At 72.8% G+C, this 13,518-nt stretch carries 13 protein-coding genes; 6 read left to right on the top strand and 7 right to left on the bottom strand.

The genetic code is table 11. The annotated features are described in order from the left end of the window. Nucleotides 1–12 precede the first annotated feature (12 nt). Both BEK98_RS36080 and BEK98_RS36075 read right to left on the bottom strand, forming a co-directional pair. Nucleotides 13–1,905 carry an ArnT family glycosyltransferase gene (locus BEK98_RS36080; protein ID WP_107428313.1) on the bottom strand — a complete coding sequence of 631 codons (1,893 nt, stop codon included), beginning with the start codon at nucleotides 1,903–1,905 and terminating at the stop codon, nucleotides 13–15. A gap of 548 nt (nucleotides 1,906–2,453) precedes the next feature. Further along, nucleotides 2,454–3,341: a shikimate dehydrogenase gene (locus BEK98_RS36075; protein ID WP_094220953.1), complete on the bottom strand. Its 888-nt coding sequence runs from the start codon at nucleotides 3,339–3,341 to the stop codon at nucleotides 2,454–2,456. Between the two features lie 144 nt (nucleotides 3,342–3,485). On the opposite strand from BEK98_RS36075, the gene BEK98_RS36070 reads away from it, so the two are divergent. Together BEK98_RS36070 and BEK98_RS36065 are read left to right on the top strand one after the other, a co-directional pair. Next, nucleotides 3,486–4,151 carry a TetR/AcrR family transcriptional regulator gene (locus BEK98_RS36070; protein WP_094220952.1) on the top strand — a complete coding sequence of 222 codons (666 nt, stop codon included), beginning with the start codon at nucleotides 3,486–3,488 and terminating at the stop codon, nucleotides 4,149–4,151. 163 nt (nucleotides 4,152–4,314) lie between these two features. Further along, entirely contained in the window at nucleotides 4,315–5,673 is a 1,359-nt protein-coding gene (locus tag BEK98_RS36065; RefSeq protein ID WP_094220951.1) for an MFS transporter, read from the top strand. Between the two features lie 567 nt (nucleotides 5,674–6,240). On the opposite strand, the gene BEK98_RS36060 is transcribed toward BEK98_RS36065, so the two are convergent. After that, nucleotides 6,241–6,582: a VOC family protein gene (locus BEK98_RS36060; protein ID WP_094220950.1), complete on the bottom strand. Its 342-nt coding sequence runs from the start codon at nucleotides 6,580–6,582 to the stop codon at nucleotides 6,241–6,243. A gap of 54 nt (nucleotides 6,583–6,636) precedes the next feature. Then, a complete protein-coding gene (locus tag BEK98_RS36055; RefSeq protein WP_094220949.1) occupies nucleotides 6,637–7,233 on the bottom strand; it encodes a TetR/AcrR family transcriptional regulator in 597 nt (198 codons plus the stop codon). A gap of 138 nt (nucleotides 7,234–7,371) precedes the next feature. Here BEK98_RS36055 and BEK98_RS36050 point away from each other — a divergent pair, with 138 nt between their 5' ends. Next, nucleotides 7,372–8,271 (top strand): NAD(P)-dependent oxidoreductase, encoded by a 900-nt coding sequence (locus BEK98_RS36050; protein WP_094220948.1) that lies wholly within the window; start codon nucleotides 7,372–7,374, stop codon nucleotides 8,269–8,271. A 1-nt stretch (nucleotide 8,272) separates the two neighbouring features. Here the strand turns inward: BEK98_RS36050 and BEK98_RS36045 are convergent, their stop codons facing one another. Beyond that, nucleotides 8,273–8,710, bottom strand: a complete 438-nt coding sequence (locus tag BEK98_RS36045) for a PPOX class F420-dependent oxidoreductase (RefSeq protein ID WP_094220947.1) — start codon at nucleotides 8,708–8,710, stop codon at nucleotides 8,273–8,275. A gap of 113 nt (nucleotides 8,711–8,823) precedes the next feature. Between BEK98_RS36045 and BEK98_RS36040 the strand changes: the two genes are divergently transcribed. The 3 genes from BEK98_RS36040 to BEK98_RS36030 all read left to right on the top strand — a co-directional run bounded on the left by BEK98_RS36040 (nucleotide 8,824) and on the right by BEK98_RS36030 (nucleotide 12,056). Further along, nucleotides 8,824–9,399 (top strand): TetR/AcrR family transcriptional regulator, encoded by a 576-nt coding sequence (locus BEK98_RS36040; RefSeq protein WP_094220946.1) that lies wholly within the window; start codon nucleotides 8,824–8,826, stop codon nucleotides 9,397–9,399. Then, nucleotides 9,396–10,766 (top strand): MFS transporter, encoded by a 1,371-nt coding sequence (locus tag BEK98_RS36035; protein ID WP_094220945.1) that lies wholly within the window; start codon nucleotides 9,396–9,398, stop codon nucleotides 10,764–10,766. The genes BEK98_RS36040 and BEK98_RS36035 overlap by 4 nt, the downstream gene beginning before the upstream one ends. A 66-nt stretch (nucleotides 10,767–10,832) precedes the next feature. Then, nucleotides 10,833–12,056 (top strand): serine hydrolase domain-containing protein, encoded by a 1,224-nt coding sequence (locus tag BEK98_RS36030; RefSeq protein ID WP_094220944.1) that lies wholly within the window; start codon nucleotides 10,833–10,835, stop codon nucleotides 12,054–12,056. A gap of 21 nt (nucleotides 12,057–12,077) precedes the next feature. Here the strand turns inward: BEK98_RS36030 and BEK98_RS36025 are convergent, their stop codons facing one another. Further along, entirely contained in the window at nucleotides 12,078–12,686 is a 609-nt protein-coding gene (locus BEK98_RS36025) for a DJ-1/PfpI family protein (protein ID WP_094220943.1), read from the bottom strand. A 76-nt stretch (nucleotides 12,687–12,762) separates the two neighbouring features. Beyond that, the gene (locus tag BEK98_RS36020; RefSeq protein ID WP_094220942.1) at nucleotides 12,763–13,170 is read right to left on the bottom strand and encodes a hypothetical protein; all 408 of its coding nucleotides are present in this window, start codon (nucleotides 13,168–13,170) and stop codon (nucleotides 12,763–12,765) included. Between the last annotated feature and the right edge of the window lie 348 nt (nucleotides 13,171–13,518).

Below are 13,518 nucleotides of genomic sequence, written 5' to 3'. Positions count from 1 at the left end.
CCGCGGCCCGGGTCACCCCGTGTGACCCGGGCCGCAGTCGTACAGCAGCCGGGTCCGGTCGCCGGGGTCGTAGGCGGCGGGCGGGACGAGCCGGCAGTGGGCGGCGGTCCAGCGCACCAGCGTCCCGTCGGGGATGCGTGCGGTACGGGCGCCCGGACGCAGGTCGGCGCGCGACAGGACGATGTAGCGCAGTCGCCCGGAGCCGATCAGACGGTGGAAGGCCGCCGGTGCCGGGTACGGGACGCGGCCGGTGAAGCCGCCCATCGGCAGCACGGGCGCGTTCGCGGCGATGACGTAGGGCGCGGCGGCCTGCCAGCCGGGGACGGCCGCCAGGTAGCGGGCGCCGTCGCGGTGCGCGGTCAGGTAGGCGAGGAGCCGCTGCCGGTCGGGGCCGAGCGTGGACAGCGCGGAACCGGTACGGGTGCTGGTGGGGCCGACCCGGCCGAAGCCGCCGGGCTGGTTGTAGCGCGGGGACAGGGCGGAGGCCGACCAGACGGCGGGGATCAGCAGGACGGCACAGAGGCCGACGGCGAGTGCGGCCGGCCGGCGGCGGGTGCCGGCCAGCAGCAGGGCGAGCAGGCCCAGGGCCACGGCGTACGCCGCCGACCAGACGAAGAAGCGCGGGTACCACAGCGTCAGGGCCACGCACCAGAACACGTTGACCAGCAGCACCACCGGCAGCACGCGACTGCGCCGCGCCCGCACGACCCCGGCCGCGGCGAGCGCGCACACGCCCACCGCGACGACGCCCATGTAATAGGTGTGGCCGGTCACGCTGCCGAAGCTGAACACCAGGAAGAAGGTCGCCAGCCACACCCCCCACAGCAGATACCCGGCGAGCAGCGGGTCCGTGCGCGGCAGGCCCCGCCGGCGCAGCGCCAGCACGCCGCCGACCAGGCCGAACGCGGCCAGCGGGTACAGCCAGCCCGTCTGGGTGGCCAGGCCCGGGCCGAACATCTTCCAGACGCCGTCCCCCATGCCGGGCGGCAACCGGTGGCCGCCGTGGGCGGCCCGGCTCGTGACGATGCTGCCGGTGCCGGACGCGTCGACGCCGACGGCGTGGAAGCGGGTCAGGAAGTTGTAGCCGACGACCATCCCGAACGGCGAGTCGTCGGTGGTGCCGTCGAGGTACGGGCGGGCCCCGGACGGGGTGAACGCGGCCACCAGCATCCACGACAGCGACACCGCGACCGTGACCGCCGCGGCCAGGGCGAGATGGCCGACGCGGCGGCGCGGCGGGGTGGGGGCGGCGACGGCATAGGTCACGGTCAGGGCGGGCAGCACCGCCCACGCCTCCAGCATCTTGCACTGGAAGGCGAGCCCCACCCAGGCCGCCGCGAGCAGCAGGGTGCGCGGCCGGGCGTGTGCGGTGGCCCGCCAGGTGGCCTCGGCGGCCAGCAGCAGGAGCAGCACGAACGGCGCGTCCTCGGTGACCGAGCGGCCCAGGCCCACGGTCACCGGGGTCAGGGCGAGGAACGCGGCGGCGAGCAGCCCGGCCGGCACCCCGGCCCAGCGGCGCACCAGCACGTGGAGGAGCAGCACACAGCCCACCATCTCCAGCGCCTGCGGCAGCACCAGCGCCCACGGGTGGAAGCCGAAGGCCAGCGCGGAGAGCGCCTGCGGCCACAGGAAGCCGGGCAGCTTGTCCAGGGTGATGGAGTTCGCCGGGTCGAAGGAGCCGTAGAAGAAGGCGACCGGGTTGTCGGTCATGCTGCGTACGGCGGCCGCGTAGAAGGAGTGGTAGGCGCTGTGGCCGAGTCCCCACAGGCACAGCACGCCCGCGAGTGCGGCGAGGGCCGCGAGCAGGGGGCGCTCGTGGCGCTCGGCGGCGGTGCGCACGGCCGTGCCGGGTATGGGCGGCGGGCCGTGGCGGACGAGGAGCGGCTTACTGGCGGGGCTCGGCATGAACGGCCTTCCAGGCATCCCGGGAATCTCACGGCCCGGGACGCTGGGAACGCCCCGGACCGTGGTGAGTATCGGCCGGGGTACCGAGCCCGGTGACGGTGGCGCGGCCCTGTCTCACCGAGGTCTCACCGGGGGCACACCTGGTGCTTGGGCTGCTCTCACCGGGGACGGGGCGCTGCGGGGGGCGCGGTCACGGGGGGCGAACGCGGCCTGCCGTCCGGCTCAAGGGGTACGGGTGCTGTCCGACGCGCCCTCGCGGGGGAACGCGGCCTGCCCTCCGGCCCACGGGCGTACGAACGCTGCCCGATGCGCCCTCACGGGATGCGAGCACGGCCTGCCCGCCCGCTCACAGGTGTACGGGTGCTCCCGGCCGCGCGTAGGGGCCGGCCGCGGCCGCTTCATCAGCCTGTGGTCAAGCCGAGGTGCTCGGCCGCCGTGCCCCGGTACACCCGAGTGACATCGTGCGGCCGGCCGCGTGGGCGCGACCAGCCGTGAACCGCCCCGCCTCTATCCCACCGCCTGACCCGCGTCGCACTGCCTGACCCACGTCACACCGCCCGACCCGCGGAGCGCTCCGCGCCGGCCAGTTCCGCGATGTCCGTCAGCATGTGGTCCGTGTCGGGCTCGCGGCCCGTGAACAGGCGGAAGGCGTCCGCGGCCTGGAAGACCGCCATCCCGCCGCCGTCCAGGGTGGCGCAGCCGGCCGCTCGGGCGGTGCGCAGCAGCTCGGTCTCCAGGGGGCGGTAGACGACCTCGGCGACCCACAGACCGGGGTGCAGGAGGTCCGCGGGCAGGGGCAGGCCGGGGTGGGCGGCCATGCCGGTGGGGGTTGCGTGGACGAGGCCGTCGGCGCCGGTCAGCAGGTGCGCGAGGCGATCCGGGGTCGCAGAGGCCGCTCGGCCGGCGCCGAAGTGCCGGTTCAGGGACGCGGCGAGGGCGGCGGCGCGCTCCGGCAGGGCGTCGACGACCGTGACCCGCTCGGCGCCCAGGGTGAGGGTGGCGTGGGCGACGGCCGCGCCCGCTCCTCCGGCGCCGAGCTGCACGATCTCCCGCAGGGGCGCGTCGGGCAGGCCGCGCGCGAAGGACGCGGCGAAGCCGGTGACGTCCGTGTTGTGACCGACCGTTCGCCCCTGCGGCTCGAAGACGACCGTGTTGACCGCGCCCAGCGCCTCGGCCTGCGGCGAGAGCGCGTCGAGGTGCTCGATGACGAGCTGCTTGCACGGGTGGGTGATGTTGAGCCCGTCGAAGCCCAGGTCACGGGCGGCCCGGACGAGATCCCCGACGGCCTCGGGCGGTACGCCGAGCGCGTCGATGTCGATGAGCCGGTACAGGTAGCGCAGCCCCTGGCGGTCGGCCTCGCGTTCGTGCAGCGCGGGACTGAGCGACGGACCGATGCCGGAACCGATCAGCCCGACGAGATACGCGTCCTTGGCCACGGGGACCTCCTGGTGCGACCCAACTAATGTACGAACTAGTACGTTAGCTATATCAGCCCCCGCCTTCTTCGGGAAGGCCCGGACCGCTCCGGCGGGCCCTGCTTCTACAATCACCGGCACTGGCCCCATGCCCGAAGGAACCCGATGACCAGCGTCGAAGAACCGGTACGCCCCGGCGGACGGACGCGTGACGCCGTCCGCACCAAAGCCGAGATCCTCGACGTGGCCACGCAGGAGTTCGCCCGGGCCGGCTACGACGGCGCCCGGGTGGACGAGATCGCGGCCCGCACCCGCACCACCAAGCGGATGATCTACTACTACTTCGGCGGCAAGGAGCAGCTGTTCACGGCCGTGCTGGAGCGGGCGTACGGCGTGATCCGCGAGGCCGAGCAGGAGCTGGACGTCGACCATCTGGACCCGGTCGCGGCGATCCGGCGCCTGGCCGAGCTGACCTTCGACCACCACGAGCAGCACCCGGACTTCATCCGCCTGGTCAGCATCGAGAACATCCACGGCGCCGAGCACATCGCCGCCTCCGAGAAGCTCGGCAGGATCGGCTCGCCGGCGCTGGACGTGATCCGCCGCATCCTGGCCTCGGGGCAGGAGTCCGGCCTGTTCACGGCGGACGTGGACGCCGTCGACCTGCACGCGATGATCAGCTCGTTCTGCTTCTTCCGGGTCGCCAACCGGCACACCTTCGGCGCCCTGTTCGGCCGCGACCTGGTGGACCCGGCGCAGCGCGAGCACTACCGGACCATGCTCGGCGACATGGTGATCGCCTACCTCACCGCGGAGCGGGCCGCGGACTGACCGCCTCGCGCACGACCTCTTGACACGGCGGAAACGCGGGCGCAACATCCCACCCACCACAACTAACTACCCAGTGGGTTAATTAGCTGCCGAGATCCGGCCCTTCGCCCCGCCGCCCACTCCGCCCCTCCGTAGGGTGGAGTTCCCCCGAAGGAGCACCGCCGTGTCCGTCCCCACCCCCGCTCCCGCCGCCGAGGCCCCACCCGGCCAGCCCAGGAAGGCCGCCACGGCCGCCTGGATCGGCAGCGCGCTCGAGTACTACGACTTCTTCATCTACGGCAGCGCCGCCGCGCTGATCTTCCCGAAGGTGTTCTTCGACTCCTCCGACCCGGCCACCGCGACCCTGCTGTCGCTGGCCACGTTCGGGGTGGCCTACGCGGCCCGGCCCGTCGGCGCGCTGTTCCTCGGGCACGTCGGGGACCGGCTCGGCCGCAAGAAGATCATGGTGTTCACGCTGATCCTGATGGGCCTGTCGACGTTCCTCATCGGCTGTCTGCCCACCCGGGCCCAGGTCGGCGGCCTCGCTCCCGTCCTGCTGGTGCTGTGCCGGGTCCTGCAGGGCATATCGGCCGCCGGTGAGCAGGCGAGCGCCAGTTCCATGACCCTGGAGCACGCGCCACCGGGCCGGCGGGGCTTCTTCACGAGCTTCACGCTCAGCGGCACCCAGGGCGGCCAGCTCATCGCCACCCTCGTCTTCATCGCGGTCGCTCAGCTCCCCGAGGACCAGCTGCTGTCCTGGGGCTGGCGGGTGCCGTTCTGGCTGAGCGTGGCGGTCGCCGTCGTCGGCTACGGCATCCGGCGCCGGCTCCGGGAGACCCCGGCCTTCTCCCGGCAGGCGGCGACCGAGGGCGTGGTCCGGCTGCCGCTGGTGGTGCTGCTGCGGGAACACTGGGCGGACGTTCTGCGGGTGATCGCGGGCGCGCTGATCGCCTCGGTGAGCACGATCTTCACGGTGTGGGCACTGGCCTACGCGACCAGCGACGCGGTCGGCATGTCCCGTACGTCGATGCTGTGGGTGGGCGCCCTGGCCAACCTGGTCGCACTGGCCGCGATCCCGCTGTGGGCGACACTCTCCGACCGGATCGGACGCCGCCCCGTCTACCTGATCGGCGCGGTGGGCAGCGCGGCCGCCATGGCCGGCTACCTCTGGGCCATCTCCACCGGCTCCTACCCCCTCACCCTGGCCCTCGGGATCATCGCCTTCGGCATCGTCTACAGCGCCGCGAACGGTGTGTGGCCCGCCTTCTACGGCGAGATGTTCGCGACCCGGGTCCGGCTGTCCGGCATGGCGATCGGCACCCAGATCGGCTTCGCGGTGGCGGGATTCGCGGTCACCTTCGCCGCCGAGATCGCAGGCCCCGGCGGCGACGACTGGCCGGCGGTCGCCCTGTTCACCGCGGCCCTGTGCATCCCCCCGACCCTCGCGGCCCTCACCGCCCGCGAGACCCACACGACCCCGACGGAACTCCTGGGCGAACACCCGAACCGCAACGAGTCACACCCGGAGACAGTGTCGGCCTGACACGATCCCGACCGGCAGGGCCCGCCGCGGTGCGGGCCCGACGGCCGGACGGGCAACGTGCCGCTGTGACGGACGGCCCCGGCCGAGGCCAGCCTCGGCCGAACATCACCTCCGCCTCACGGCCGCCGTACTCCCCATCGAACCGACTTACAGACCCGCCGGGCCGCCGCGGCGCGCGCCCGGCTACCGGACGGGCAACCTTCGACCGGGACCAACGGCGCGGCCCGCCCGCAGCCCTACGGCCATGGATGGCGCGGCTCGCACAGGTCGAGCGAGGGCTTCCGCATCCGAACCACTGCACTGGGCCCCCGCCCGCGGCCCCACAGCCGAAGACAGCCTCGACCTCACCCCGCCTGCCGGGCCTCCGCAGGTCGCGCGCCCGGCTGCCGGACAGGCGACCTGCCAGCGGGGCCGACGGCCCTGCCTGCCAGGGCCTGCACCACCCCCACACCGACCACCCCGGCAGCCCAACACCCCACAACGGCCCCCGCGCCAAGCCCCCGGCGGGGGCTTCCCGCAACCGAACGCCTACACCGCGACCGACCCCGCCCCACCCCGCCCGCAGCCCTACGGCCGTGGATGGCGCGGCTCGTACAACCCGAGTCGGCTGCCGCTCGGCAGGCGGAGGGCCGTGAGTCGGCCCCAGCGGGCCTCCTCGACCGGCTCGGCGAACTCCACGCCCTGCTGGGCGAGTTGTTCCCGTGTCGCGTCGAGGTCGTCGCACATCAGCATCAGCTCGTGCGACGGGTCGCCGTCCGTGGGATGGCAGGCCACCTCCGCGGGCGGTGCCTGGAAGATCAGCCAACCGTGGCCCGCGTCGACGTACGGCCAACCGAGAACGTCCCGCAGGAAGGTCCGGTCGGCCTCGGCGTCCCGGCTGTAGATCACCACATGTGCCCCATTGATCACGCGCGGAGGTTAATGCGGGAGAGGGCGCGGAACAAGCACCCACATGCCGGGGCGTCACGCGGAAGAGACCACCGCGGCGTCGAGCAGCGGTCCGAGTTCGCGGACCGCGGTCACCAGCGGGCGTACGTCCTGTTCGGCGCGGGCCATCAGGATCGCGCCCTCCAGGGTGCTGATCATCAGGGTGGCCAGGGCGTCGGCGCGGGCGGTCGGGACGCCCATGCCGGTCAGGGCCTCGGCGACCGGGGCGCGCCAGGTCGCGAACGCGGCGGCCGCCGCCTCGCGGGTGGAGGGGCCCATGGCGGCGCAGTCCACGGTCGCCGCGGCGACCGGGCAGCCCCCGGCGAAGCCTTCCGCCTCGTACTCGTCCGTCCACTGGGCCGCCATCGCCGCGAACAGGCCGCTCGGCGTCGGCTCGTCCAGGCCCGCGAGGAAGCGGGCGACGCGCTTGCCGGCGTACCGTCCGGCCCAGCCCACGGCCTCGTTGACCAGCTGTTCCTTGCCGTCCGGGAAGTAGTGCTGGAGCGAACCGCGCGGCGCACCGGCATGGGCGGCGACGTCCCGCATGCCGGTCGCGCCGACCCCGTCGCGCCGGATCAGCTGGGCCGCGCTGAACACCATCCGCTCGCGCGGTCCGCGCCCCGACTCCGTCATGGACAACCACCTGCCTCCGATCACCCCTCAGCCTCCGCCCTCACCCTATGACCGCTGTCATAACACTCGCTACTATGACAGCGGTCATAGCCGGCCCGGAGCGGAAAGGGCCCAGGAGGAGAAGAAAGGACGGCCCCCGTGAACGTCGGATTCATCGGCCTCGGAGTGATGGGTCAGCCGATGGCGCTGCGGCTGGCGGCATGCGGCACACCCCTCGTGGTGTGGAACCGGACACCGGAGCGCACCGAACCGTTGCGCGCGGCCGGCGCCGAGGTCGCGGTGGACGCCGACGAGGTGTTCGCGCGGGCGGAGGTGGTGCTGCTGATGCTCGCCGACGAGGCGTCGCTCGACACCGTCCTCGGCCGCGGCACCCCCGCCCTCGCCGCGCGCGTCGCCGGACGCGTCGTCGTCCACATGGGCACGACCTCCCCCGAGTACTCCCACGCCCTGGAGTCGGACGTCCGCGCGGCCGGCGGCCGGTACGTGGAGGCGCCCGTCTCCGGGTCCCGGGTACCGGCCGAGCAGGGGCAGCTGGTGGCGATGCTGGCCGGCGAGGAGTCCGCCGTGGACGTCGTACGACCGCTGCTCGCGCCCCTGTGCCGGGAGACCTTCACGTGCGGCGCGGCACCGGGCGCGCTGCTGATGAAGCTGTCCGTGAACCTGTTCCTGATCACCCTGGTGACCGGGCTGACCGAGGCCTTCCACTTCGCCGAACGGCACGGTCTGGACCGTCGACTGTTCCTGGACGTCCTGGACGCGGGCCCCATGGCCAGCGGGGTCTCCCGGATGAAGGCGCCCAAGCTGCGCGAGCGGGACTTCGCCGTGCAGGCGGCCGCCCTGGACGTCCTGAAGAACAACCGGCTCATCGCCGAGGCGGCCCGCAAGGCACACCTGGCCTCGCCGCTGCTGGACGTCTGCCACAGCCTGTTCGAGGAGACGGTGGCACAGGGGCACGGCGGCGAGGACATGGTGGCGGTACTGCGGGCGATCGAGACGCGGACCGCCGAGGCGGCGTACGTCAGCCCCGACGCGCCGTGACTCAGCCCTTCGGGATGCCGTACACCCGCTCGACGGGCAGCCGCAGCACCAGCCGCCGGTCGCGGACCATCGCGGCCCGGTAGTCGTCCCAGTCCGGGTGTTCGCCGAGGACGTCCCGGTAGATCCGGATCAGCTCCTCGACGGTCTCGTCGTGCGGGTCCTCGGCGACCGGCGACAGCTCGGCCGCGCCCTCGGCGACCGTGTACGCCCAGCGGTCCTGGCTGGTGACGTGGTAGGAGGCACGGGGGTCGCGACGGAGGTTGCGGGTCTTGGCGCGGCCGTCGGTGACCGAGATCCGGATGACCCGCTCGTCGGGGTAGTAGGCGTGGCTGACGTTGGACAGCTGGGGGCGGCCGTCGCTCTTGAGGGTGACCAGCACCCCGCCTCGCGTGTCGGAGAGCAGCTTGAGCAGGGCGTCCTGCGTCGGGTCCTGAGTCATATGAGGGTCAACTGGCCCGACGGTACGGGCATTCCCCGCACGGACGCGACCGGCAACCCCTGTGGTGGACACCGCAGTAGACACTGTCTACGCACGCCTGGTAGACAGTGTCTATGACTGAATCCGGCACGGGACTGCGGGCCCGTCTGATCGACGCCGGGGTGGAACTGGTCGCCGCCGAGGGCGCCCAGGCGCTGACGCTCCGGGAGATCGCCCGGCGCGCGGGGGTCTCGCACGGGGCGCCGCGCCGCTACTTCCCCACCCATCTGGAGCTGCTGTCCGCCATCGCCCGGCGGGGATTCGCCGATCTGGGCGACCGGGTCCGGCCGGCGCTCGACGGCGGCGGTCCACGCGCACAGGTGAGGGAACTGGCCCGCGTCTACCTGGAGTTCGCTCTGGACAACCCGGGCATGTATGAGCTGATGTTCCGTCACGATCTGCTGGAGAGCGGACACCTGGGTCTGCGGGACACGAGCCTGCCGCTGTTCGGGCTGCTCGCGGACCTGGTCGGTCAGGTCCGCCCGGAGGCCGACGCCCGGCGCACGGCGGGCGCCCTGTGGGGCAACCTGCACGGCATCGCCCAGCTGTGGCGCTGGGGCAGCCTCCAACTCGCCACGGGCGACGAGGACTTCGGTCCGCTGCTGGACGCGGCCCTGCTCGCCCACCTGGGCCCGGAGGGCGGGCGGTGAACCGCCGGCAGACCCGGCTGACCCTGGTGAGCAGTGTGGCGGGCGCCGTGCTCGTCGCCCTGGACGGTACGGTCCTCACGGTCGCCCAGCCCTCCCTGCAACGGGCGCTGCACGCGTCGTACGCGCAGGTGCAGTGGACCAGTACCGGGTATCTCGTGGCGGTGGCGAGCCTGCTGGTGTTCGCGGGGCGGCTCGGCGACCGGTACGGGCAGCGGCGGATGTTCGCGCTCGGCATGCTGGGGTTCGGCGCGGCCTCGGTGGGCGTGGGACTCGCACCCTCGATCGGCTGGGTGATCGGACTGCGGGCGGCGCAGGGGGTGTTCGGGGCGCTGTTGCAGCCGGCCACACTCGGGATGCTGCGGGCCGCGTTCCCGCCGGACCGGCTGGCGATGCCGCTCGCGGTGCGCACCAGCGCGATCGGTCTGGCGGCGGCAGCGGGGCCGCTGGTGGGCGGGGCGCTGGTGAACGGGCTGGGCTGGCGTGCGGTGTTCTTCCTGAGCGTGCTGCCGGCCGTGGGCTTCGGGGTGGCGGCAGTGGTCGGGCCCGCACCGGACCGGGTACCCGTCTCCCGTACCCCGTTGGACCTGCCGGGGGCGCTGCTCCTCGCCGTGACCCTCGCCTGTCTCGTCCAGACGCTGGTCGCGCTGCCCGCCTCCCCTGCGGCCATCGCGGCCGGGTTCGGGGGTGCCGCGCTCGCCGCTGCCGCCTTCGTGCGGCACGAGCGGCGCGCCGCGAGCCCTCTGCTGCCGCCCGACGTGATCCGCTCGCCCGCGGTCGGGGCGGCCCTCGCCCTCCTGGTCGCCGCGTCGGCCTCGCTCTTCGGCACCCTGTTCGTCGAGACGTACGTGCTGCAGCGCCGGCTCGGCCTCGACCCGTTCCACAGCGCCCTGCGCAGCCTGCCGTTGGCGGCGCTGATGGTGCTGTCCGCTCCCCTGTGCCCGGTGCTGCTGCGCCGGGCAGGTGCGCGGCGAACGACGGCAGTGGCGACGGCGCTGCTCGCGCTCGCCGTCCTCGTCCTGTCCGGGGCCACCGGCGCCCTCGCCCAGGGCTTCGGCTTCGCGCTGCTGGGTGCCGGGTTCGGCACGGTGATGGTGGCGGCCACCCATGTGGTCGTACGGCGGGCAGGGGTGGAGGTGGCCGGAGTGGCAGGGGGGCTGCAGCAGACCGCGCTCAACGTGGGGCCGGTGCTCGGCGTGGCCGCCGGCACGGCCCTCATGGACGCGGGCCCGCGAACGGCGCTGCTCGTGCTCGCCGCCGTGGCCGCGATCGCCGTACCGGCTGCCCGCGCGCTGCCGGGGCCCGGCGTCGCGTCGATCACACACACCCCTGATGAGCGGGCCCGTCCCGGGGTTCCTGCGCAACGATGAGGTGTGCGCCCGGCGTCCCAGCGGGTACGCCGGACCGCACGCGTACGACGCGACCGGAGGAGAGCGATGGCACAGCTGCGACAGGACGTCGACCCGGACGAGGCCGGGCTGGACGCGAAGGCCCTGGACCGCCTCGACCAGCACTTCGCCCACTACGTCGACGAAGGGCGCCTGCCCGGCTACCTGGTGGCCGTGGCCCGCGGCGGCCGCGTCGCCCACCTCACCACGCACGGCCACCGGGACCTCGCGGCCGGGCTGCCGGTCGAGGCGGACACGCTGTGGCGGATCTACTCCATGACCAAGCCCGTCACCGCGGTCGCGGTGCTGCAACTGGTGGAGGAGGGCCGCCTGTCCCTGGACGACCCGCTCGACCGCTACCTGCCGGAGTTCGCGGACCCCCAGGTCTACGAAAGCGGTGCGGGAACCGACGTACGCACACGCCCCGCCTCCGGCCCCATCCTCATCCGGCATCTGCTCACCCACACGGCGGGCCTGACCTTCGGCTTCTACTACAAACACCCCGTGGACGCCCTCTATCGCGAGGCCGGCCTGGAGTCGTCCGTACCACCGGGCGCGAACCTCGCCGAGACGATGAAGGTGTACGCGCGCCTGCCCCTCCAGTTCGATCCCGGCACGCAGTGGAACTACTCGGTCGCCTCCAACGTGCTGGGCAGGGTCATCGAGGTGGTCTCCGGACAGCCTCTGGACGAGTACTTCACCGACCGGATCTTCCGCCCGCTCGGCATGACCGACGCCGGCTTCCACATCACCGACGAACAGGCCGGGCGACTGGCCGAGATGTACGGCGAGACCGAGGACGCCGGCATCGCACCGATCCCCGGACTGCCGCTGCGCGGCCGCCCGCGGTTCCTGTCCGGCAGCGGCGGCATGGTCGCCACCGCGCAGGACTACCACCGGTTCATGGAGATGCTGCGCCGCGGCGGCGAACTGGACGGCACCCGCCTGCTCTCCTCGGACACGCTCGCCCTGATGACCCACAACCAGCTGCCGGGCGGTGCCGACCTGCGCACCTTCGGCGCCCCCACCCACCAGGAGCGCGCCAACGAAGGCCTCGGCTTCGGCTTCAACGTCTCCGTCGTCACCGACCCCACCCGCACCCTGGCCCCCCAGGGCCTCGGCACCTACGGCTGGACCGGCGTGGCCACCACCGCCTTCTGGATCGACCCGACCCACGACCTGACCGTCCAGTTCATGACCCAGGTCCGCCCGAAGACACTGAAGATCTTCCCGGAGCTACGGCGACTGGTGCACGAGGCGGTGGTGGACTGACCGCCCGGTTGCGCTGGGGCGTCAGCGCAGTGCCGCCTCGCCCGCCCGGACGGCACGCAGGGCGCGTTCGACGGTCTCCTGGTTCTCGCCGACCGGTGCCACATAGCCGATGACGTCGCGGGCCGGGTCCTCGCCGAGCGTGCGGGTGATCACCCAGGTGGCGAGGTACTGCGACGCCAGACAGCCGCCCGCCGTGGCGATGTTGCCCTCGGCGTGGAACGGCGCGTCCAGCACGGTGACGTCGCAGGCTTCGACGAAGGGCCGGCTCGTCATGTCCGTGCAGGCGGGCATGCCGTCCAGCAAGCCGAGCCGGGCGAGCACCAGCGCGCCGGAGCACTGCGCACCGATCAGCTGTCGCGCGGGGTCGAGCGGCAGCCTGGAGATCAGGCGGTCGTCGGCGACCACGTCGCGCGTCTTCACCCCGCTGCCGATCAGCACCACGTCGGCTTCGGTCACGAACTCCATCGGGCGCTGCCCGGTCACCTCGACGCCGTTCATGGACGTCACCACCGGCGTCGGTGTCGTGATGAACGCCTCCAAGCCGTCCCTTCGGCACCGGTTGATCAGCGCGGAGGCGATGAAGCTGTCCAACTCGTTGAATCCATCAAAGGTGACCACGGCTACCTGCATGGCGTCTCCTCGAAGTTCGGTGCTGGAGGCGCAGGCTCTCAGGCTCACTGTGTCCAGGTCGCGGGCCAATCGGCGGTCAGTGGACCGCGGCCTGTCGCCCGTCCTGTGTCGCGGAGGCGATCACGGCGGACAGAACGGCGGTCACCACGAAGCTCCCCAGCATGACCATCCCCACGCCGACCATGAAGAGGCCGCTCGAGTCGTCCGACCAGTCGACGTAGGCCGCAACCGTCAGGCCGACCGTGGTGCCGAGCACAGCGCCCGCGGTGTAGCGCCGGAATGCCGCCCAGCACACCGGTGCCAGCAGAGTCAGCACCAGCCCGATCACTTGCCACGCCTCGTACGGGCCGGTCGTCGAACCGTCGGGGTGCACGTCGCGCTGCTGGTCCCAGCCCAGCCAGGCAGCCCACAACGCCAGCGACACCCCGGCCAGCACGGGGATCGACACCAGCTGGAGAACGGGTTTCGGTGTTCCTTGCCTCATGGCCCAAGCGTCTCGGCCCGCCCTGTCACCGACCAGAGCGCACGTACTCAGATCCACCCGAGTACCCCGACCCGTTGTCAGTGCCGCCTGCCCTGATACTTGGCGGATGGATGGATCAAGGGCTTCCTGGACCAACACCACCCACGACTGGGCCCGCGCCACGGACCTGGACCATCTTGCGCACATTCGCCATGGGCCAGCAGAGTTTGCGCCCGGTGGCCCGGGGCACCTCGTCCTCGAGGTCGTCGCCTATGCCGCCGACGAGGCAGCGAGCAGAGCAGGAGGACGATGCACGATCACTCTGCATCGCGACGGCTCTGTGTCCGTGGTCGATGACGGACGAGGTAC

It is taken from the genome of Streptomyces diastatochromogenes (assembly GCF_002242805.1).
GTDB classification, from domain to species: Bacteria; Actinomycetota; Actinomycetes; order Streptomycetales; family Streptomycetaceae; genus Streptomyces; species Streptomyces diastatochromogenes.
This window is presented reverse-complemented; position numbering and strand designations above follow the sequence as displayed.